The organism is Kordia sp. SMS9 (assembly GCF_003352465.1).
In the GTDB taxonomy this organism is placed as follows: domain Bacteria; phylum Bacteroidota; class Bacteroidia; order Flavobacteriales; family Flavobacteriaceae; genus Kordia.
On sequence record NZ_CP031153.1, the window covers coordinates 1,900,596 to 1,922,802 of the forward strand.

Consider the following 22,207-nt stretch of genomic DNA (forward strand, 5'->3'; position numbering starts at 1 on the left):
GATTGGATTTCGTGCAATTTATAAATTGCACGGCGATTTTATGATCTTTCAAGTTGTCGCATAAAATCGGAAGGTTTGATTCCTGTTTTTCTTTTAAATGCTCTGGTAAATGATTGTGAATTGTTAAAACCTACCTCAAGGGCAATGGCTTGAAAAGTATACAAACGAAAATGTGTGTCAGATTGAATTTTATGGATGGCATAATCAATTCGTAAATCGTTTAAATACGCGGCAAACTTTTTGTTTTTGTAAGTATTGATAACCTTGGAAAGGTAAGCGGAATTTGTTTTAAATTGCTTCGATAAGCTCGTCAATGTAATGTCTGATTTGATGTACGCATGCTTTGTTTCAAAAGTATACAGCGAGGAAAGTATTTGCTCAATAATATCATCGGCCAAGCCAATTTTTTGAACTTCTGCTTCATCAATTTTAACAGGTTTCTTTGGAGATTTTTGTGCTTTTTCATGATTTTTCACAAACTCCTGAAAACGTTTTTTAATTTGTCGTTGTTTGATGTAAAACGCAGTCAGCACGAAGATAAAAATAATGCCAACGATCAAAGCTATAATTTTAAATGTTGCATGCTTTTTATCTTTTTGATTCAATGCTTTATTTAATGCTTTCTGTTTCTCCAGAAGTTCCCTGCGATCAAATGTTTTTTTAATCTTATCGCTCAATGTCAAATAATCTTCCTTGTGAATATTATAAGCGTATAATGCTTTTTCAATATATTTTACGGCATTCGTTTTGTCATTGACTTTTTTATAATACTTATACAAAGCGTCGTATGATTCCATTAAATTCGAGGAAAAATTATAGGGATATTTTGTAAAAACTGAATCTACTTTTTTATAATATGAAATTGCTTTTTTCTCTTGTTGTAATACCTCGTATGCTTTTGCGGAGTAAAAAAAACCATTCATAACCGTGTATTTTTGAATATCTTGATCCAAAGAATCAATAGCATTTTTTATGGATACAATTGCTTTTTGATACTTTTCTTCATGAAAAGAAATAATTCCTGCATACACTTTAAAAGATTTCACATATCCTTTATTAAGTCTCCGAGCTAAATTATACCCTGCGGTATTATATTTTTTAGCGGAATCTAAAACACGGGTTTCTGTATAAATATCGGCTAGCGCTAAATGTGTACGTAAAAAATCATGTTCATCTCTCTCCGAACTTTTCAATTCATACACATAACATTCTTTAAAAAGTAACAAGGCCTCTTCATACAATTCTAGATGTCTTTTTAAAATTCCAATATTATGTTTATTTACATATATCAATTCCTCATTATTATTTACTTCGGCATATTCAATAGCTTTTAAATGATTTTCTAAGGCTTCCTTGTAACTGCCTTTTTCAGATAAAATAGCTCCTTTATATGTATAAAAAATAGCAGGATATTGTACATTTTTCAAATCTTTACTAATCTCAGCACCTTTATCATAATAGATAAAACTTTTCCTAAAATTATGATCGTTAGCAAAGCCTAGTAATTCATAACCTTTTACCATTTCCAAACGTTCATTGGTTTTAGTAGCTTTTGCAATATAAGTTTTGGCATATATTAATCTACGTGTAGAATCTTTTCGATCAGTATTAAAAGCAGCTCGCAACTCTTTGTAGGATTTGGATGCTAATGAATCAGGAATGGTAAACTCAAAATTTTCCTGCGCAAAAGGAACAGCACAGTATAAAATAAACAGCGAGAAGGGTACTCTATTTTTCAACAGACTTGTGAAATAGTTACATATAAAATTATATATCATTTTGGTAGTACATTAAATGTATCGCTTGAGTTTAAATATAGTATTTTTTTTACTTAAAAATCGCCATAAACCTGCGCAATTCATAAATCGTAGCATATATGACAATTCATAAATTGATTAGTGCAATTCATAAAAAGAAAAATGCAATACTTTTTTTATCGTCAATACGAAACTACTTTTATCCTGTTGCAACACTTCACTTACGCTGCATAAACCAAAAAGCTGTAGGCTGAAATTGAGGAGATATTCAGAAAATCCTAGGTTCTACACAGAACAAAAGAGTATGAATCACAAAAATTCAGTTATTATGAAAATAAGGCAAATAAAATTACTACTAATCTCACTATTGCTCATTGGCTTACATTCGTGTTCTAATGAAGAAACTTTAGATAGTGAAAACGACCCAATCGTATCAGGTCAACTAGATGTAAGTAAACAATCTGAAGTACATCAAGGACTGTTTGAGTATGCGCGACTCATGTCTCTCGCAATTCAAAAACACGATAATATGAACGAATTACTGCAAACAGAAACATTGCGCTTAGAAAGACGTGGGTATTACGAGCAGGAATTCTTTGTGGGAATGCAAGGAGAATCAGAAATGAAAGGGTTTTCAGGAAAATCACTCAATCAAATCTTAGCAACTGTTGACGATGCAAAATCAGAGGTGAATATTAAGGAGTTTTTAAATATCAATCCTGGGATGTCGGTACTACTTGCAGGAGATATAAGTACAGATGTGTTTTCTAATCGCGTCTATGTAGATAATAACTTTGACGATCAAGATTCAATGGAAGTGGTGCATTACTATGAAAACGGAATCATGTATACGGAACCATTATTTGTAGAACGTTATAAAAAATCATTTGTGGTACGTACAAGTGAAGTATACATGGGCGTAAAGACAAGTCCGCTAAGTAAGGTTGAAGAAAAGAGTGCTTCGGTACTATTTACGTATGACGATGGAAGATCGGTGATTGTCAATGCCGGATTTATTGAAACGCCAAATTCCAAACTGTATGACGATGACGATATATATGATCCAGGATCAGGACCTTATGAAGGACCAGATGATCCATTAATTGATGATGGGAATACAAACCCTGGAAACCCTGGCGGCGGCGGAAATCCTTGTACTGCAACATGTGAACGCGACTGTGTAAATGGAACAGAAAACCTTTGGCGTTTAAGAACAACAAATGATTATGACCACCAATTTCTTGGAGGAAAAGGAGAATGGTTCTTTATAATTATATGGGCAAATGACGCTAATTATACAATACAAAACGGTACTGTGGTAACCACTGGGTCACCATTAAGTTATTTGCGTACAGGAGAAATAAAAGTAAAAGATGATAATTCTTGGCATACTCCGAATTTTAGTTCCATCATTTGGAATCCAAACGAAAGTCCTACCAATCCAAACCCAGATGGAGATCGAATGAAGGTAATTTGTTTTGAGTCAGATGGCGGAAGTGCTAGAAACTTTCAATCAACATTGAGTTTTAAAGTATTTGGGGCGAATTTGTCAATACCAATCAACTTTACGATTAATAATGGAGATGATTTCATTGGAGAATACATTGTTGACTATTGTCAAGATATTAGTTATAACGGATTTATATATCACCCAGCGGCAGTAGTTGATATACAACACAATGAGCGATAAATAGAAAGTAAATAGAGGAATTATAAAGTACAATATAAGTCAACATTATGGCAAATACGTAGTAAGGCTTTTAATATTGAACTCATTGTAAAAATTGCTACAGCAAAAATCCCAGTCGCGAAACTGGGATTTTTTAGTTCATAATAATCGGTAAAAAATGTATGAAGTTTAACAACCTTCTAAAGTGTACATACACATATCTGGCGGATTGGTTTTTGTTGGAAGTCCACAATTATTTAAAGTTCGGGCTCCTGACATTCCTTTAATTTCCGCTAAGTTTGACACAGTAGCAATGCTTAGTTTTTTTAATTTCAATTCTTTTTTCTTTGTTTTACGCATAGTCAAATGATTTATAATTTGTTGTAAATGTATTATATGTTTTACGTAAAATCCTTGTGTTTTCTAGTGTCATAGATGCAATTTATAAATTGCATGCATTTATTTGGTGCGAAGGGATAGTTGATACCTTATGATTTCATACTTTCTAGTTGTGTAATAAAATCAGATGGTTTAATTCCAGTCTTGCGCTTAAAAGCTCTTGCAAAAGATTGTGAATTATTAAAGCCAACTTCTAACGCAATCGCTTTAATCGTGTACAAACGAAATTGTTTATCCGTTTGAATCTTTTCAATAGCATGCTCAATCCGTAAATCGTTCAAATATTCAGCAAACTTTTTATTCTTATAGGTATTCACCACTTTTGAAAGGTATGCAGAATTCGTTTTGAAACGTTTGGATAAATTCGGTAAAGTATTGTCTGATTCTATAAATAATTTCTTTGACTCAAAATCATCCAAAGCGGCTAAAATCTGATCAATCACTTCTTTCGCTAATCCAATTTTTTTGACATCTTCCGTATCAATATTTGCAGCCTTTTTAGGAGTCCTGACCGTTTGTTCGTGTTGTTGCACAAACTCTTTAAAGCGTTTTTTAATTTGTCTTTGTTTGGCATAAAAAGCAAGCAATACAATCATAAAAATGCACAGCACTAACAAGGAAACACGTTTCAAAACACTGTAGCTTTTATCCTTTTGATTCAAAGCTTTGTTAAGTTCTTTTTGTTTTTGTAGTAACTTTCGACGGTCAAAAGTTTTTATAATTTTATTACTTAAGGTTCTATAATCTTTTTTATTAAGATTGGAAGTGACTAATGCTTTCTCTATATAAAGCATTTCGTTTTTCTTATCATTAACAGATCTATAATAATTATAAAGTGATTTATAAGTATTCATTATGGTAGATGAAATATGATGCGGATGTTCGGTAAATACAGAATCTACTTTTTTATAATACACAATGGCTTTAGCGGGTTTTTGTAATGAATCATAAGATTTTGCAACGTGAAAAAAGCTATTCATTATGATTAATTTTTCGCGAGAATGCTGTAATGAATCCATCGCGGTATTGATCTGTTGAATCGCTTGTGCATATTTTCCTTGGTGATAAAAAATAATTCCTTTATTCAACAAAAAAAGATTTTTTAGGTCAGTAAAATTTTGTTGTAACGCAATTTGATATCCTTTTGTATTGTATTTAATGGCAGAATCTAACACTTTTGTTTCAATGTAAATTTCAGCAATTGAAAAATGAGAAAGTGCAAAATCAAGTTCTTTTCGGTTTTCATTATTCAATTCATACCTATAACATTCTTTGAAAATTTCTAAGGCTTCATCATACAATTCTAAGTATTTCTTGAGAAGTCCAATATTATGTTTATTAACATACACCAACTCTATATTGTCATTCTTATCTGCATATTCCAACGCTTTTAAGTGGTTTTCCATGGCTTTTGCATACTTTCCATCAGTTGACAAAACAGCACCTTTAAAGGTGTACAACATGGCAGGGTAGCGTTTGTGTTTCAAATCTTTACTCAGCGCAATAGCTTTGTCATAATACACAAAGCTTCTGGGATAATCTTTCGCGTAAGCAAATGCCAATAACTCATACCCTCTAGTCATTTCTAAAGTATCTTTGGCTTTGTTAGCCTTCGCGAAATAGGTGTTGGCATATATCAAGCGCCCAATAGAATCTTTTTTATCAGAGGCAAAAGCAGTAATTAACGCTTCATAGGTTTTAGATTGTAAAGAATCAGGAATTGTAAACTCAGAAATCTCCTGCGCAAAAGAAATAGCACATGAAAAAATAAAAATGGAGGAAAGTAACACATTTCTCCATAAAAAAGAAAGGTGTTCGTGTATTGTAATAATAATCATTTCTGGTAATGTTAGTATAATCGGCTCTAATATATACAATAGTAGCTTTTTTTATAAAAATGTTACGGTAAATTCATGTTAAGATTCGCAAAAAACCAACTACTACCAATTTATAAATTGATAGTGGCAATTCATAAATAGCAAAATAGAACACTTTTTTAAACGCAAATACCCTCATACTTTTGAACCGTTGCAACACTATACGAACACAAACTAAAACATACTGTGCGTATAAAAAAAATGGAGTCAATCAGAAAATCCAGTGTTCTACATGACACAAAAGAGTATGAAAAACACAAAACGAATTATTATGAAAATAAAACACATAAAAATACTATTTCTATCATTGCTCATTGTGGGCTTGCATTCCTGTTCTAAAGACGAAGCCTTTGACAACGAGAGCGATCCGTTAGCCACAGATACTATTGATGTAAGTAAACAATCTACATCACATCAAGCTTTATTTGAATATGCGCGATTAATGTCAATTGCCATTCAAAAACACGATAACATGAACACATTGTTGCAAGAAGAAGCATTAAAATTAGAAAAGCGAGGCTACTACGAGCAAGAATTTTTTGTGGGAATGCAAGGGAAATCAGAAATGAAAGACTTTTCTGGGAAATCATTAAATGATGTCTTAGCCAATATTGATGATGCAAAATCTAACGTCAACATTAAAGAGTTTTTAAATGTCAATCCTGGAATGTCTGTATTGCTTGCAGGTGATAGAAACACGCCTGTATTTTCCAATCGTGTATATGTAGACAATAATTTTGATGACCAAAATCCAATGGAAGTTGTTCACTACTATGAGAATGGCGTGATGCATACCGAATTATTATCGGTGGAGCGTTATGAAAAATCATTTGTAGTGCGAAATAGTGAAGTATACCAAGGTGTAACAACGAGCGGATTGGACAAATCAGACAAAGCAAGTTCAATATTATTTACCTATGACGACGGACGATCGGTAGTCGTAAACGCAGGATCTATAGAAACACCAAATGCAAAATTATATGCAGATGGAGGACCAAGCATAGGAGGAGTAGAGCCTGGTGATGACGGAGGCAATAATGGAGGTTATACTGGCGGAGGAACTACTGGTGGTGGAACTACCGGTGGCGGAACCAATCCACCATGTACAGCAACCTGCGAACGTGATTGTGAAAATGGAACGGAAAACCTGTGGCGTTTCAGAACAACAGACGATTACGACGGTTTCTTAGCAGGAAAAGGAGAATGGTTCTTTGTAATTATATGGGCAGATGGAGCTAATTATACCATGCAAAATGGCGCGGTGGTAACAAGTGGTTCGTCATTGAGTTACATACGCACAGGTCAAATCAAAAAAGTAACTGATGACAACACTTGGTTTTATCCGAATTTTAGCTCCATCATTTGGAATCCAACAGCAGGACCTTCCAATCCACAGCCAGATGGAAACCGTATGAAAGTGGTGTGTTTTGAATCTGATGGAGGAAGCGAGAAGAATTTTGAAACAAAATTAAGCTTCAAAGTATTTGAAACAGTTTCTGTGGAGTTGCCAATCAAATTTAAAATTGACAACGGAGACGATCTTATTGGAGAATACCTCGTAGAATACTGTCACGATATCGGTTCAAACGGATTTATGTATCATCCAGCTGCTGCCGTTGATGTACAACATAACGAAAGATAAACAGAAGTTTCTTTGGGTTTTTTAGGGTAAAACTGTTCGATGCGTCTTGCGACAATTCGAGCAGTTTTTTTGTATAATCTAACAATCTAACAATCTAACAAATCCACAAAAAAATCAAATCTTAAACGTAATCACAGGTCGCAACGAATGATTCACTAAATCTTCACTAATACTTCCATTAAAAAAATGAGCCAAACCTTGTCTTCCATGTGTGCTCATTCCAATCAAATCGGCATCAATAGCCCGCGAAAAATTCAAAATTCCAGTTTCAATCTTTGTGTCATTATAAATATGTAATTCGTGATCAGCTAAATCTTCAAAACCTTCAATAAAAGCATCCATCTTTTTCTGAGCAACATCTGTCGTCACAAAACGATTCGGAGTATTTACAAACAACAAATGCAATTTTGCGTTAAAACTATTGGCAAAATCAACCGCTTGTTCAAACACTAACTTTTGATCATCTCCAAAATCAGAAGCAAACACAAAATGATCCACCTTAAAATCGGGAATATCATTTTTAATCACCAATACAGGTGCGTCTGCCGTACGGACTACTTTTTCGGTGTTCGATCCAATAAACATCTCTTTCAAACCAGAAGCACCACTTGAACCCATCACTACCAAATCAATTTCATGTTGGCGGATGGCTTGTGTAATTCCATCAAACGCTTTATCTCTTTCCACGGTAATCTCCACATTAATTCCTTCCATAAAATCTTGTTCCATGGTTTTTTCAAAACGCTCGTGTGCTATTTTCATAAATAACAACTGCTCAGGAACATTCAAATTACTGTCGCCAGACAAAAGGTGTGACGGCATTTCTAACATGTGCATCAAGTAAATCGTAGCATCATTTTGTCTTGCTAAGGAAGCCGCTACTCTAAGCGCGTATTCAGCTTGTTCTGAAAAATCGGTTGGAAGGAGAATTTTCTTCATTATGGTTATAATTTTAAGATATGGGGAAAGTTACAAATAAAAACCTTTGGTTGAATAGTTTTTAAGATTAGAAAAAATGTGTATATTTGCACCGTTATACGAAGAAAAGACTAAAAATGAGGGGACATAAGTCCCCTCTTTTCATACTAAAAATGTTTAAACAAAAAGTTACAAATTTATTACAAGAAGTGTTAGAAGAAGAGTCTTCATTATTCCTAATTTCGAAAGAAATAAAGCAAGGAAACAAGATTGTAATTGTGATTGACGGTGATAATGGTGTAACTTTGAGTGATTGCATGAAAGTAAGTCGTCATATTGAGCATAACCTTGATAGAGAGGAAGAAGACTTCTCCTTAGAAGTATATTCTGCTGGGATATCAGAAGGAATTACACACATTCGTCAATACAAAAAAAATGTGGGTAGAAAATTAGAAGTCATCACAGACGATCAAAAAGAAGTACATGGTACTTTAGTAGCTGTGGATGACGAAAAAATTAAACTTCAATGGAAAGCGCGTGAGCCAAAACCCATTGGAAAAGGTAAAATCACGGTTCAAAAAGAACAAGAAATACCTTATAAAAATATTATAAAAGCTAAAGTTATGGTAACATTTTAATTAAAGACATGTCATGGAGAATATAGCATTGATTGAGTCGCTTTCAGAGTTTAAGGACGACAAGTTAATAGATCGTGTAACGCTAATGGCGATATTAGAAGATGTTTTTAGAAATGCATTAAAAAAGAAATTTGGGTCCGATGATAATTTTGATATCATTATCAACCCTGACAAAGGCGATTTAGAAATTTGGAGAAACCGAATTGTAGTAGCAGATGGAGAAGTAGAAGATCCAAATCAAGAAATCGAATTAATAGAAGCACGAAAAATTGAGCCTGACTTTGAAGTTGGGGAAGATGTATCTGAAGAAGTAAAATTAGTAGACTTAGGAAGAAGAGCAATCTTAGCATTGCGTCAAAACCTAATCTCAAAAATACATGAACACGATAATACAACGATCTATAAACAATTTAAAGATTTAGTAGGAGACATTTATACGGCAGAAGTACATCATATCAGACACAGAGCCGTAATTTTGTTAGATGATGAAGGAAATGAAATCGTGTTGCCAAAAGAAAATCAAATTCCATCTGACTTTTTCCGCAAAGGAGAAAATGTACGAGGAATCATTGATAGAGTAGACTTAAAAGGAAATAAGCCTATGATTATCATGTCGAGAACGGCACCAGAATTCTTGGAAAAACTATTTGAACAAGAAATTCCTGAAGTTTTTGACGGATTAATTACCGTGAAAAAAGTAGTAAGAATCCCTGGTGAAAAAGCAAAAGTAGCTGTTGATTCTTATGACGATAGAATAGATCCTGTGGGTGCATGTGTGGGAATGAAAGGTTCTCGTATCCATGGAATCGTAAGAGAATTAGGGAACGAAAATATAGATGTAATCAATTACACAACAAACTTACAACTATACATAACACGTGCCCTAAGTCCCGCAAGAGTGAGTTCGTTAAAAATTAACGAAGAAACTAAGCGTGTAGAAGTGTTCTTAAAACCTGAAGAAGTTTCAAAAGCCATTGGAAAAGGTGGTTTCAACATTCGACTCGCAGGACAACTTACAGGATATGAAATTGATGTATATCGTGAAGGTGTTGAAGAAGATGTAGAATTAACCGAATTCTCTGATGAAATTGAAGGTTGGGTAATAGAAGAATTTAAGAAAATTGGTTTAGATACTGCCAAAAGTGTCTTAGATCAAGAATTAGACTTCCTCGTAAAACAAACAGATTTAGAGGAAGAAACTGTGGGGGAAGTAATTAGAATTCTAAAAGAAGAATTTGAAGATTAATAAAAAGCAGTTTTTTATTTAAAAAGAGGGTAAAATTTAAAATAGCTTATGGCTGAACAAAAACAAATAAGGCTTAGTAAAGTACTACGCGAATTAAATATTTCGATCGATAGAGCTGTCGACTTCTTAATGCAGAAGGGTTTCTCTGTGGAAAAAAGACCGACGACCAAAATATCGCAAGAAGTATACAATGTGCTCTTAGATGGTTTTCAGACCGACAAGAGTAAAAAAGTAGCTTCCAAAGAGCTTGGCGAAGAAAAAAGGAAGGAGAAAGAAGCATTGCGAGAACAACTTGTAAAAGAACAAGAAGAAGCGCAGCGTTTACGTGAAGAGCGTGAAAAAGTAGTGCGTGCTAAAGCAAACTTATCTGGACCGAAAACGGTTGGAAAAATAGATCTAAACCCTCAAAAAGATCCATCGTCTTCAGAAAAGAAAGAAGCAGCACCAGTATCAAATACCGCTGAACAAAAAGCTCCAGAAACGCCAAAGCAACCAGTGCAAAAAACTACTGAGAAAGAAGCCGCTCCTCAAAAAGAAGAAAAGCCACAAAGGTCAGAAACCATTTCAAACAGACCAAAATTCTCAAAACCAAAGCAGGTTCAAAAAACGGAACAAAAACCAAAAGCTATAGAAAAGCCTGTAGCTAAGGAGCAAAAGGAGCAAAAGGAGCAAAAGGAAGAAACTGCACCAACACCTGAAAAGAAAGTAATTGAAACGAAATATCAAAAACTTTCAGGACCGAAAATGACAGGTCAAAAAATTGACTTGACGCAGTTCAATAAAGCAAAAAAGAAGAAAGAAGATTCTAAAAAAGAATCGGACGCTGATAAAAGAAAAAAACGCAAACGTATTTCTAAATCTGGACCTGGCGGAAACAACAACAACCGTCAAGGGCAAGGAGGAAATAATAGATTTGGAGGCAACAAAGGTGGAGGAAATCGTGGTGGAAACCGAAGAGGTGGAAACCGTAAACCGCCAGTAGTAAAAGTGGAGCCTACAGAAGAAGAAGTACAAAAACAAGTGCGTGAAACGCTTGAAAAACTTCAAGGGAAAAGTAGCAAATCCAAAGGAGCCAAATACCGTAGAGACAAGCGTGATATCCGTAGACAAAAAACGGAGGAAGAAATTGAGCAACAAGCAGCAGATAGTAAAATACTGAAAGCAACAGAATTTGTAACTGTTGGAGAACTTGCAACCATGATGGATGTAGGAATCAACGATATCATTTCTAAATGTATGATGCTTGGAATCATGGTAACCATGAACCAACGTCTAGATGCAGATACGCTAACGATTGTTGCAGAAGAATTCGGATTTACGGTAGACTTTGTAGCTGCTGATATTGAAGAAGCCATTCAAGAAGAAGAAGATGCACCAGAAGATTTATCGCCTAGAGCACCGATAGTAACGGTAATGGGACACGTAGATCATGGTAAAACTTCTTTGCTTGACTACATTCGTAAAGAAAATGTAATTGCTGGAGAATCTGGAGGAATTACACAGCATATTGGAGCGTATGGAGTACAACTCGACAGTGGTCAACGAATCACATTCTTAGATACGCCTGGTCACGAAGCCTTTACGGCGATGCGTGCACGTGGTGCGCAAGTAACGGATATTGCAATTATTGTAATTGCTGCCGATGATGATGTAATGCCACAAACAAAAGAAGCAATCAGTCACGCACAAGCGGCTGGAGTTCCTATTGTATTTGCCATTAACAAAATTGATAGACCAACAGCAAATCCAGAGAAAATCAAGGAAAAACTTGCTGCAATGAATCTATTGGTAGAAGATTGGGGAGGAAAAATCCAATCGCATGACATCTCGGCAAAAACTGGATTGGGTGTTACGGAATTACTAGAAAAAGTATTGCTAGAAGCAGAATTATTAGAGCTTCAAGCAAATCCTGATAAAAATGCAGTTGGTACAGTGGTAGAAGCATTCCTTGACAAAGGTCGTGGATATGTATCAACCATTTTAGTCCAAAGCGGAACGCTAAAAATTGGCGACTATCTCTTAGCAGGAAAGCATAGCGGTAAAGTAAAAGCAATGTTTGACGAGCGTGGAAAGAAAGTCAAAGCAGCCAATCCGTCAACACCAGTTTCGGTACTTGGTTTAGATGGAGCGCCGCAAGCAGGTGATAAGTTCAATGTATTTGAAGACGAAAAAGATGCCAAGCAAATTGCTGCAAAACGTACGCAATTACTACGTGAGCAATCTGTAAGAACGCAACGTAGAACTACGTTAGGTGATATTGGTAGAAGAATCAAAATTGGAGACTTTAAAGAATTAAACATCATTCTAAAAGGTGATGTGGATGGTTCTGTGGAAGCCTTGACAGATTCATTCCAAAAACTATCTACGGAAGAAATTGAAGTAAAAATCATTCACAAAGCAGTTGGTGCTATTACAGAAAGTGATGTATTATTAGCAACCGCTTCAGACGCGATTATCATCGGATTTAACGTACGACCAGCTGGAAATGCGCGAATGGTGGCTGATAAAGAAGAAATTGATATCAGAACATACTCAATCATCTATGATGCTATCAACGATGTAAAAGACGCGATGGAAGGCTTATTGTCGCCAGAAATGAAAGAAGAAATCACAGGTAACGCTGAAATTAGAGAAACATTCAAAATCTCTAAAATTGGTACCATTGCTGGATGTATGGTGACAGATGGTAAGATTTTCAGAAACTCTAACATCCGATTAATTCGTGATGGAGTAGTTATCTATACAGGAGAGTTGGCTTCGTTAAAACGTTTCAAAGACGATGTAAAAGAAGTGAGCAAAGGATACGATTGTGGATTGCAAGTTAAAAATTACAACGACATCAAAGAAGGTGACATTGTAGAAGCATTCCAAGAAGTAGCTGTCAAGAAAAAGCTAAAATAAAAGCTACATAACATATACAACAAAAAAAAGGATCGCAATTGCGATCCTTTTTTTATATAATTACATCAAAAAATTACTTCTTCTTTTTCTTTTTTGGAGGTGTAAAAATAAACGCATTTGGAAACGTTTCTTTCACTTCAATCAAATAGCGTTCGGCTTCCAAACTAGTTCTAAAATTTCCAATCCAAACTTTATAATTTGGCGTTTCAAATTTAATATTTGTCGGGATATCTTTATATTTTGCTTCAAACTTCAGCTTCACCTTTTCTGCATTGCGAAGATTTCCATTAAAAATTTGAATCTTCAAGCGGTTGTCATTATCGGTCTCTTTATTAATTTCCTTCTGAAATGTAAGTAATTTGTCAATTTTAGGGTCTTTTGAAATAGAAATCTTACCTTCCTGTCCAAAGGTATTTTTTGTATAAAAAAATGTCAAAAAAAGTAAACAAAAACATGTTTTTTTCGCTAAAAATCTCATAATGATGTAGTTTTGTGCAAATGTAAAATAACCTAACGAACTTAGGCGTAAAAATATTATTTAGAATTACTATAAATTACAAATTAAGAGTTCAGTATAATTTCGCAAATTCACCGCGATTTGTATTTTTGCTCAAATTTGGAATAAGCACGAAACTCTATGGCGTAAACTACATAGAAAAAATCGTGCCAAATTAAGAAGACTTTAAGATATGAAAAAGGTGAATCGCCGCAATTCAATTTCAAGAATTTTAGGAACCGCACTAGCGCTCATGTTAGTATTTTCAACTGTTGCATTTGCGCAAGATGAAGCAGCAATACAAGCAGGTGAAAAGTTATTCAAAGCCAACTGTGCAGCTTGTCATAAAATGGATGCTATGTCAACTGGTCCAGCACTTCGTGGTGTGGAGGCTCGTTTGGATGAAGATGAAGGATTAGGAAGAGAGTGGTTGTACAAGTGGATTAAAAATAGTTCTGGTTTAATCAAGTCAGGAGATCCGTATGCTGTAAAGGTGTACGAGCAATACAACAAGCGTCAAATGACAGCATTTCCAACGTTGTCAAATGAAGATATTGATAATATTCTAGCATACACAGCGCAGGAGAAAACAACGCCTCCGCCTCCGCCACCAATTGAAGGTGGTGGTGTTCCAGCAGAAGCAGGAGTATCAACACAAGTTGTATTAGTTGCTTTAATCGTGTTATTCGGATTGTTAGCATTGGGATTAATCTTAGTGAGAAAAACATTAAGAAGATTTGCTATAGCTAATGGAACAATCAATCTTGAAGAAGAAATAAAAAGACCTTCAATATGGAAAGCATTTGTTCAAAACCAATTCTTGGTGTTTGTAACTACAGTTTTCTTCTTGTTAGGTTCTGCATATTTCGCGTATGGATATCTCATGCAAATCGGAATTGATCAAGGATACGAGCCAATTCAGCCAATACATTACTCGCACAGAATTCACGCAGGTGTCAATAAAATAGAATGTAAATACTGTCACTCTTCTGCAAGAGTAAGTAAGCATTCAGGAATTCCTTCGCTTAACGTTTGTATGAACTGTCACAAAAACATCGCGAATGTATCGGATGATGTGAAGCAAGAAGGAATTACACAATACGGTGTTGACTACAACAAAGAAATTGAAAAATTATACGAAGCTGTCGGTTGGGATCCAGCACAGCAAGAATACGTGAATGAGCCAAAGCCAGTAAAATGGATTCGTATTCATAACTTGCCAGACTTTGTATACTTCAATCACTCGCAGCACGTGTCGGTGGCAGGAGTTGAATGTCAAACATGTCATGGTGAAATTCAAGAAATGGAAATTGTAGCGCAACATTCTCCATTAACCATGGGATGGTGTATCAATTGTCACAGAGAAACCAATGTGAATTTCAAAGGCAATGCGTACTATGAAAAAATTCACGAGCAGTTAAAAGATAAATATGGTGTTGAAGCGTTCAAAGCAGCTGAAATGGGTGCGTTAGAATGTGGTAAATGTCACTATTAATATTAATCAAGAAGCTAATTTTATATATATAATATGGCATCAAACAAGAAATACTGGAAAAGTGTTGAGGAGCTAAATGAAAATAGTTCTATTGTTGAGGCACTTAGACAGAATGAGTTTGTAGAAGAAGTTCCTGTAGATGAGTTCTTGGGAGACAAAGAAACCTTAGAGTCTTCTTCAACTTCTCGTAGAGACTTTCTTAAATACGTTGGTTTTAGTACAGCCGCAGCAACATTAGCTGCCTGTGAAGGACCAGTGATCAAATCTATTCCTTATGTAATACAGCCAGAAACAATCATTCCGGGTGTGGCAGATTTCTATGCAACAACAATTGCAGATGGATATGATTTTGCAAGTATCTTAATCAAAACGAGAGAAGGTCGTCCAATCAAAGTTGAAAATAACAAAGAAGCGACTACGAAAGGAAGTGCAAATGCAAGAGTGCATGCGTCTGTGCTATCTTTATATGATAGCATGCGTGTAAAAGCGCCAAAAATTGATGGTAAAGATACTTCTTGGGAAACATTTGATGCTGAAGTTGGTCAAAAACTAACTCAAATCAGTGCTTCTGGAAAACAACTTGTTTTACTTACGCAAACTTTTGCAAGTCCTTCTGTCGCTAAATTGGTAGGGGAATTTTCTGCGAAATTTGGAAACGTACAACATATAGTATATGATGCGGTTTCTGAATCTACTGCGTTGGATGCGTTTGAAGCTACATACGGAGAAAGAGCCTTAGCGGATTACGATTTTTCTAAAGCAGCAGTAATTGTATCTGTCGGAGCTGATATCTTAGGAGATTGGCAAGGTGGTGGATATGATGATGGTTATGCGAAAGGAAGAATTCCACACGGGAAAAAAGGACATAAAAAAATGTCAAGACACGTTCAGTTTGAGTCAAACATGACGTTGTCTGGAGCAAATGCTGACAAACGTGTTCCGTTAACTGCTGCAGATCAAAAAGTGGCACTCGCAAAAATTTATGCTGGTGTTACTGGAAATTCGGTTTCTGGTAGAAAATTAGCAGACAATGTTGAAAGTGCCATCAAAAATGCAGTTGGTCAACTAAAACAAGCAGGTTCAAAAGGAGTTGTAGTTACAGGAATCAATGATGTAGCTGCACAAAGCTTAGTGCTGGCAATCAATGAAGCACTTGGGAGTGAAGTGTTTGATAAAACTGCGCCAAGAAAAACAAGACAAGGAAATGACAAAGCCGTAGCAAAATTAATCAGCGATATGAAAGCTGGTGCTGTTGGCGGAATCATCATGGCAGGAGTAAATCCTGTATATACATTAGCAAACGGAGACGAATTTGCAGAAAGCTTAAAAGGGTTAGATTTAGCAGTAACCTTCACGCAAAAAGAAGATGAAACTGCTATCAATACGAAATATATTGCTGCAGCTCCGCATTACCTAGAATCTTGGGGAGATGTAGAGATTAAAAAAGGTCATTACAGCATCATACAGCCAACAATTCGTCCATTATTTGATACAAAACAATTTCAAGACGCTTTATTACAGTGGACTGGAAATGACAAAACATATTACGAATACTTGCGTGCAACTTGGGCTGCCGACATTTTAGGAGGAACTTCTTGGAATCAAGCAGTGCATGACGGCGTATTCAAAGCAACAGCAACTGTAACTTTAGCTGATGAAGCAACTGCTGCTATTGAAGAAGCAGACGCGTCAGAAGAAACTGAAGCTCCAGTAGCAATGGATGTTTCTGCACAAGCTAGAAAATTAGCAAGCACTGCAGCAGCTTCAGGAATGGAGTTAGCATTGTATACAAAAACAGGAATGGGAGACGGACAGCAAGCAAATAATCCTTGGTTGCAAGAATTCCCTGATCCAATTACCAGAGCTTCTTGGGACAACTACTTAACAGTTTCTCAAGCAGACGCAGAAGCAAAAGGATTGAAAAACTGGAATGTTGCCAATGGAGGTTTAAATGGTTCGTACGTAAACATCACTGTAAACGGAAAAACGATTGAAAATGTTCCTGTAATCATTCAGCCAGGGCAAGCACCTGGAACGGTTGGTTTAGCATTAGGATATGGTAAAACAACAGGAATCAAAAAAGAAATGCAAACAGGTGTGAACGCTTATAAAGTATACAATAACTTTAGTAGTGTTCAAAATGTTTCTGTAGAAGCAGTTGGTGGCGAGCATGAATTTGCATGTGTTCAGTTGCACAATACCTTAATGGGTAGAGGTGACATCGTCAAAGAAACTACCTTAGAAGTATTCAATACAGAACATTACCGTGAGTGGAATCCGATGCCACACGTATCGCGTGATCATGAAATGATTGATGCCACAGATGCGCGTGCAGATATGTGGGATGAGTTCGATCGTTCAATTGGACACCATTTCAACTTATCAATTGACTTAAATGCATGTACAGGATGTGGTGCATGTGTAATTGCATGTCACGCAGAAAACAACGTACCTGTAGTTGGTAAAACAGAAGTAAGAAGAAGTAGAGATATGCACTGGTTGCGTATTGATAGATATTACTCATCAGCAGACACTTTTAAAGGTGATGTTGATAAGAAAGATGATATGAGCGGATTGTTTGGTGAAAAAGGATCATTAGGTGGTTTCCTTGAAATGGAAAGTCCAGCAACAAATCCTCAAGTAGCTTTTCAACCTGTAATGTGTCAGCACTGTAACCATGCACCATGTGAAACAGTTTGTCCAGTAGCGGCAACATCACACGGACGTCAAGGACAAAACCACATGGCTTACAACCGTTGTGTAGGAACACGTTACTGTGCAAACAACTGTCCATACAAAGTACGTCGTTTCAACTGGTTCTTATACAATAAGAATGATGAGTTTGATTATCACATGAATGACGATTTAGGTCGTATGGTATTAAACCCAGATGTAGTTGTACGTTCAAGAGGTGTTATGGAAAAATGTTCTATGTGTATTCAAAAAACACAAAAAACAATCTTGGATGCAAAACGTGAAGGTCGCCAAATTAAAGATGGTGAATTCCAAACAGCCTGTTCTGCTGCGTGTAGTTCTGGAGCAATGGTATTCGGTGATTTAAACGATACATCAAGTAAAGTTGCTGAATTGCATGAAGATGAACGTATGTATCACTTGCTGGAGCATGTAGGAACAAAACCAAATGTACAGTATCACGTAAAAGTGAGAAACACGAAAGAAGCATAAAAAATAATTAATAAGAAATAATTATAAACTGATTATGGCGTCGCATTACGAAGCACCTATAAGAAAACCCTTAGTAACTGGAAACAAATCATATCATGATGTAACTCTTGATATTGTCGCTCCAGTAGAAGGAAAAGCAAATAAGCAATGGTGGATAGTATTCTCAATTGCTTTGGTAGCATTCCTTTGGGGAATTGGATGTATCATTTATACAATATCTACTGGAATTGGAGTTTGGGGTCTTAACAAAACCGTTGGTTGGGCTTGGGATATTACAAACTTTGTATGGTGGGTTGGTATTGGTCACGCAGGAACACTGATTTCTGCCGTACTATTACTATTCCGTCAAAAGTGGAGAATGGCAATTAACCGTTCTGCGGAAGCCATGACCATTTTCTCAGTAGTACAAGCAGGATTGTTCCCAATCATTCACATGGGACGTCCTTGGTTAGCATATTGGGTATTGCCAATTCCAAACCAATTTGGATCACTTTGGGTCAACTTTAACTCACCATTACTTTGGGATGTATTTGCGATCTCTACGTATCTATCTGTATCATTAGTATTCTGGTGGACAGGTTTATTACCAGATTTCGCTATGATTCGTGATAGAGCTGTAAAGCCTTTCCAAAAGAAAATTTACAGCCTAGTAAGTTTCGGATGGAGTGGACGCGCAAAAGACTGGCAACGTTTTGAAGAAGTATCTTTAGTATTGGCAGGTTTAGCAACTCCTTTAGTACTTTCGGTACACACCATTGTATCGTTTGACTTCGCAACGTCAGTTATACCAGGATGGCACACCACGATTTTCCCTCCTTATTTCGTAGCAGGAGCGATTTTCTCAGGATTTGCCATGGTAAACACCTTATTAATCATTATGCGTAAAGTGTGTAATATGGAAGACTATATTACATTGCAACACATCGAATTGATGAACATTGTAATTATGATTACAGGTTCTATCGTAGGATGTGCATATATCACAGAGTTATTTATTGCATGGTATTCAGGAGTAGAATATGAGCAATATGCGTTCTTAAACAGAGCAACTGGACCTTACTGGTGGGCATATTGGGCAATGATGACGTGTAATGTATTCTCGCCGCAATTTATGTGGTCTAAGAAATTAAGAACAAGTATTATGTTCTCTTTCATCATCTCTATTGTTGTAAACATTGGAATGTGGTTTGAGCGTTTTGTAATTATTGTAACGTCATTGCACAGAGATTACCTTCCATCATCATGGACGATGTTCTCACCAACGTTTGTCGACATAGGAATATTTATTGGTACGATTGGTTTCTTCTTTGTATTGTTCTTACTATATTCAAGAACATTCCCTGTAATTGCACAGGCGGAAGTAAAATCGATCTTAAAATCATCAGGAGAAAAATATAAAAAACTAAGAGACGGTAATCATGAGTAGTAAAGTAATACAAGCAATGTATATTGATGATGATGTGCTAATGTCCGCAGTGAAAAAAGTACGTCAAGAAAATCATCATATCGAAGAAGTGTACACACCATTTCCTGTACACGGACTAGACAAAGCTATGGGATTAGCGCCTACGCGACTTGCCATCACAGCATTCATGTATGGATGTGTTGGATTGGGAGTTGCCATCACCATGATGTACTATATCATGATTAAAGATTGGCCGCAAAACATTGGTGGTAAACCAAGTTTTAGTTTCTTAGAAAACATGCCCGCATTCGTGCCGATTATGTTTGAAATGACCGTATTTTTTGCAGCGCATTTAATGGTAATTACATTTTACTTGCGTAGTAAATTATGGCCATTTAAAGAAGCTGAAAACCCTGATCCAAGAACTACCGACGATCACTTTTTGATGGAAGTAGCTGTTCAAGGAAATGAAGAAGAATTAAAAGCACTATTACTAGAAACAGGTGCTACAGAAATTAAAGTTACAGAAAAGCCTGAATAAGAATTATGAAGAGCCTTATAAAAATAGGAGTTGTTTTCGGAATAGCATTGCTATTGACATCTTGCTTTGATAAATCACAGCCAAACTATCAGTACTTTCCTAATATGTACGAATCTGTTGGGTATGAAGCATACCAAGAAGTTAAAGGTGTTCCTTACGGAGAATATGCCAAGTATAATATGGAAGCGCAAATTCCTGCAGACGGAAGTGTAAAAAGAGGTTGGATGCCTTATGAATATGATGATACTAACGAAGGATATGATGCTGCCAAAGCAGAATTAACAAATCCGCTAGCAGAAACTGAAGATAACGCAGCAAAGGGTAAAGAACTATACGGACTTTACTGTGCAATCTGTCATGGAAATAAAGGTGACGGACAAGGGCATTTAGCGAAAACTGAAAAATTCTTAGGAATCCCAAGTTATGATGATGCTGTCAGAGCCATTACGGAAGGTAGTATTTACCATGTATTAATGTATGGTAGAAACAATATGGGATCACACGCAAGTCAAATAGATACAAAAGAACGCTGGCAAGTTGTGCAGCATGTATTAAAGTTGAAAGCAGAATTAGAGAAAAAATAAGACCAATAACGATATAGAATTATATACAATGTATACGTTTTCAAATAGATTAAGACTTTTTGCAATTATCTCTTTTGTACTTGGAGCTATTATGGTAGCATTTAGCTTCATGAATACGCCTGGTACAGTAGAAGAAATGAAAGCAATGCACGCCGCTCACGGAGATGGACACGGTTCGTCTCATGGAGATGCTTCTCATGCTGATGATAAAACAGCACATCATAGTGATCATGCAGAAACCGCCGATCATGGAGAGAAATCTCATGACAATGCGCATGGTTCAGCTGATACGCATGGAAAAGATGGAGGTCATCACATGAGTCAAGCAGAAAAGGATGAGCATCACTTAGGTCAATTAAAAAACAAGCCTTGGGCAGCCGTATATGTAGCAGCATTCTTTTTTATGATGATTGCATTAGGTGTATTAGCATTCTATGCAATACAACGTGCGGCACAAGCAGGTTGGTCACCATTATTATTTAGAGTGATGGAAGGTATTGGGAGTTACATTATCCCTGGAACAATCATCATGATCATCTTGTTGGTAATGTCTTCATTACATTGGAATCATTTATTTCACTGGATGGAGCCAAGTCTACAAGATCCTTTAAGTGACAACTATGACAAGCTTACGGTAGGTAAAAGCGCTTGGTTAAACGAAACTGGATTTATCATAAGAGCAGTAATTTTTAGTTCTATATGGATAGCGTACAGTGTACTTTCTAGACGCTTCTCCGTAAAACAAGATAACGCAAGCGACAATAGCAACTTTAAGAAAAATTTCAGATTGTCTGCAATATTCTTAGTATTGTTCTTAATCTCAGAATCAATGATGTCTTGGGATTGGATTATGTCACTTGATCACCACTGGTTCAGCACACTATTCGGATGGTATGTATTTGCAAGTATGTTTGTGTCTGGAATTACGGTAATTGCCTTAATCACAATCTATCTAAAATCAAAAGGATACCTAGAGCAAGTAAATGATAGTCATTTGCATGATTTAGCAAAATTTATGTTCGGTATTAGTATTTTCTGGACATATTTATGGTTCTCTCAATTCATGTTAATCTGGTACTCAAATATTCCTGAAGAAGTAACATATTTCATTACAAGAATTGACGACTATAATTTACCATTCTTTGGAATGTTAGCATTAAACTTAATATTCCCATTATTAATCTTAATGAATAGTGACTACAAACGATTAAACTGGGTAATTGTAATTGCAGGAATCATCATTCTTTTTGGACATTATATAGATGTGTTCAATATGGTAATGCCAGCAACAGTAGGAGCAAATTGGTCACTAGGATTAGGTGAAATTGGAGCCGTCTTATTATTCTTAGGATTATTCATCTTTGTGGTATTTACCGCATTGACAAAAGCACCATTATTAGCAAAAAGGAATCCGTTTATTGAAGAAAGTAAACACTTTCATTATTAATTAATT

16 protein-coding genes are annotated in these 22,207 nt (G+C 35.9%); 11 read left to right on the forward strand and 5 right to left on the reverse strand.

What is annotated here, in order from left to right:
- Positions 1-38: 38 nt before the first annotated feature.
- Positions 39-1,739, reverse strand: a complete 1,701-nt coding sequence (locus KORDIASMS9_RS08225; protein ID WP_162819828.1) for a helix-turn-helix transcriptional regulator — start codon at positions 1,737-1,739, stop codon at positions 39-41.
- Between the two features lie 346 nt (positions 1,740-2,085).
- Here KORDIASMS9_RS08225 and KORDIASMS9_RS08230 point away from each other — a divergent pair, with 346 nt between their 5' ends.
- Entirely contained in the window at positions 2,086-3,447 is a 1,362-nt protein-coding gene (locus KORDIASMS9_RS08230) for a hypothetical protein (RefSeq protein ID WP_162819829.1), read from the forward strand.
- A gap of 168 nt (positions 3,448-3,615) precedes the next feature.
- Here KORDIASMS9_RS08230 and KORDIASMS9_RS23150 read toward each other — a convergent pair whose 3' ends face one another.
- Positions 3,616-3,786 (reverse strand): hypothetical protein, encoded by a 171-nt coding sequence (locus KORDIASMS9_RS23150; RefSeq protein WP_162819830.1) that lies wholly within the window; start codon positions 3,784-3,786, stop codon positions 3,616-3,618.
- Positions 3,787-3,914: 128 nt separating this feature from the next.
- Positions 3,915-5,663 (reverse strand): helix-turn-helix domain-containing protein, encoded by a 1,749-nt coding sequence (locus KORDIASMS9_RS08235; protein WP_114902386.1) that lies wholly within the window; start codon positions 5,661-5,663, stop codon positions 3,915-3,917.
- Between the two features lie 310 nt (positions 5,664-5,973).
- Between KORDIASMS9_RS08235 and KORDIASMS9_RS08240 the strand changes: the two genes are divergently transcribed.
- Positions 5,974-7,344, forward strand: coding sequence for a hypothetical protein (locus tag KORDIASMS9_RS08240; protein ID WP_162819831.1), 1,371 nt, complete (start codon positions 5,974-5,976; stop codon positions 7,342-7,344).
- Positions 7,345-7,458: 114 nt separating this feature from the next.
- On the opposite strand, the gene KORDIASMS9_RS08245 is transcribed toward KORDIASMS9_RS08240, so the two are convergent.
- A complete protein-coding gene (locus tag KORDIASMS9_RS08245; RefSeq protein WP_114902388.1) occupies positions 7,459-8,283 on the reverse strand; it encodes a universal stress protein in 825 nt (274 codons plus the stop codon).
- 152 nt (positions 8,284-8,435) lie between these two features.
- On the opposite strand from KORDIASMS9_RS08245, the gene rimP reads away from it, so the two are divergent.
- Genes rimP through infB form a run of 3 tightly spaced genes read left to right on the forward strand, consistent with a single transcriptional unit; the run spans position 8,436 to position 13,047 of the window.
- Positions 8,436-8,900 carry a ribosome assembly cofactor RimP gene (rimP, locus tag KORDIASMS9_RS08250; RefSeq protein ID WP_114902389.1) on the forward strand — a complete coding sequence of 155 codons (465 nt, stop codon included), beginning with the start codon at positions 8,436-8,438 and terminating at the stop codon, positions 8,898-8,900.
- 13 nt (positions 8,901-8,913) lie between these two features.
- A complete protein-coding gene (gene nusA, locus KORDIASMS9_RS08255; protein ID WP_114902390.1) occupies positions 8,914-10,146 on the forward strand; it encodes a transcription termination factor NusA in 1,233 nt (410 codons plus the stop codon).
- Between the two features lie 48 nt (positions 10,147-10,194).
- On the forward strand, positions 10,195-13,047 hold the full coding sequence (gene infB / locus KORDIASMS9_RS08260) for a translation initiation factor IF-2 (RefSeq protein ID WP_114902391.1): 2,853 nt from the start codon (positions 10,195-10,197) through the stop codon (positions 13,045-13,047).
- A gap of 73 nt (positions 13,048-13,120) precedes the next feature.
- Here infB and KORDIASMS9_RS08265 read toward each other — a convergent pair whose 3' ends face one another.
- Positions 13,121-13,525, reverse strand: coding sequence for an SPOR domain-containing protein (locus tag KORDIASMS9_RS08265; RefSeq protein ID WP_205318043.1), 405 nt, complete (start codon positions 13,523-13,525; stop codon positions 13,121-13,123).
- A gap of 211 nt (positions 13,526-13,736) precedes the next feature.
- Here KORDIASMS9_RS08265 and KORDIASMS9_RS08270 point away from each other — a divergent pair, with 211 nt between their 5' ends.
- From KORDIASMS9_RS08270 to KORDIASMS9_RS08295, 6 genes are read left to right on the forward strand one after another with little or no spacing between them, the layout of a single operon-like run.
- Entirely contained in the window at positions 13,737-15,038 is a 1,302-nt protein-coding gene (locus KORDIASMS9_RS08270; protein WP_114902392.1) for a cytochrome c3 family protein, read from the forward strand.
- Between the two features lie 33 nt (positions 15,039-15,071).
- Positions 15,072-18,224, forward strand: coding sequence for a TAT-variant-translocated molybdopterin oxidoreductase (locus KORDIASMS9_RS08275; RefSeq protein WP_114902393.1), 3,153 nt, complete (start codon positions 15,072-15,074; stop codon positions 18,222-18,224).
- Between the two features lie 34 nt (positions 18,225-18,258).
- A complete protein-coding gene (nrfD, locus tag KORDIASMS9_RS08280) occupies positions 18,259-19,650 on the forward strand; it encodes an NrfD/PsrC family molybdoenzyme membrane anchor subunit (protein WP_114902394.1) in 1,392 nt (463 codons plus the stop codon).
- Entirely contained in the window at positions 19,643-20,170 is a 528-nt protein-coding gene (locus KORDIASMS9_RS08285) for a DUF3341 domain-containing protein (protein ID WP_114902395.1), read from the forward strand. Before nrfD ends, KORDIASMS9_RS08285 begins: the two co-directional genes overlap by 8 nt.
- A 5-nt stretch (positions 20,171-20,175) precedes the next feature.
- The gene (locus KORDIASMS9_RS08290) at positions 20,176-20,754 is read left to right on the forward strand and encodes a cytochrome c (protein ID WP_114902396.1); all 579 of its coding nucleotides are present in this window, start codon (positions 20,176-20,178) and stop codon (positions 20,752-20,754) included.
- A gap of 28 nt (positions 20,755-20,782) precedes the next feature.
- Entirely contained in the window at positions 20,783-22,201 is a 1,419-nt protein-coding gene (locus KORDIASMS9_RS08295; protein WP_114902397.1) for a quinol:cytochrome C oxidoreductase, read from the forward strand.
- The last annotated feature ends 6 nt before the right edge of the window (positions 22,202-22,207 follow it).

Bases quoted from the DNA above. Each gene is read 5' to 3' on its own strand.
- KORDIASMS9_RS08285 (WP_114902395.1), top strand. From the start codon at position 19,643: ATGAGTAGTAAAGTAATACAAGCAATGTATATTGATGATGATGTGCTA.
- KORDIASMS9_RS08265 (WP_205318043.1), bottom strand. From the start codon at position 13,525: ATGAGATTTTTAGCGAAAAAAACATGTTTTTGTTTACTTTTTTTGACA.
- KORDIASMS9_RS08275 (WP_114902393.1), top strand. From the start codon at position 15,072: ATGGCATCAAACAAGAAATACTGGAAAAGTGTTGAGGAGCTAAATGAA.
- KORDIASMS9_RS08295 (WP_114902397.1), top strand. From the start codon at position 20,783: ATGTATACGTTTTCAAATAGATTAAGACTTTTTGCAATTATCTCTTTT.
- KORDIASMS9_RS08240 (WP_162819831.1), top strand. From the start codon at position 5,974: ATGAAAATAAAACACATAAAAATACTATTTCTATCATTGCTCATTGTG.
- KORDIASMS9_RS08270 (WP_114902392.1), top strand. From the start codon at position 13,737: ATGAAAAAGGTGAATCGCCGCAATTCAATTTCAAGAATTTTAGGAACC.
- KORDIASMS9_RS08230 (WP_162819829.1), top strand. From the start codon at position 2,086: ATGAAAATAAGGCAAATAAAATTACTACTAATCTCACTATTGCTCATT.
- nrfD (WP_114902394.1), top strand. From the start codon at position 18,259: ATGGCGTCGCATTACGAAGCACCTATAAGAAAACCCTTAGTAACTGGA.
- KORDIASMS9_RS08245 (WP_114902388.1), bottom strand. From the start codon at position 8,283: ATGAAGAAAATTCTCCTTCCAACCGATTTTTCAGAACAAGCTGAATAC.
- rimP (WP_114902389.1), top strand. From the start codon at position 8,436: ATGTTTAAACAAAAAGTTACAAATTTATTACAAGAAGTGTTAGAAGAA.
- nusA (WP_114902390.1), top strand. From the start codon at position 8,914: ATGGAGAATATAGCATTGATTGAGTCGCTTTCAGAGTTTAAGGACGAC.
- KORDIASMS9_RS23150 (WP_162819830.1), bottom strand. From the start codon at position 3,786: ATGCGTAAAACAAAGAAAAAAGAATTGAAATTAAAAAAACTAAGCATT.
- infB (WP_114902391.1), top strand. From the start codon at position 10,195: ATGGCTGAACAAAAACAAATAAGGCTTAGTAAAGTACTACGCGAATTA.
- KORDIASMS9_RS08235 (WP_114902386.1), bottom strand. From the start codon at position 5,663: ATGATTATTATTACAATACACGAACACCTTTCTTTTTTATGGAGAAAT.
- KORDIASMS9_RS08290 (WP_114902396.1), top strand. From the start codon at position 20,176: ATGAAGAGCCTTATAAAAATAGGAGTTGTTTTCGGAATAGCATTGCTA.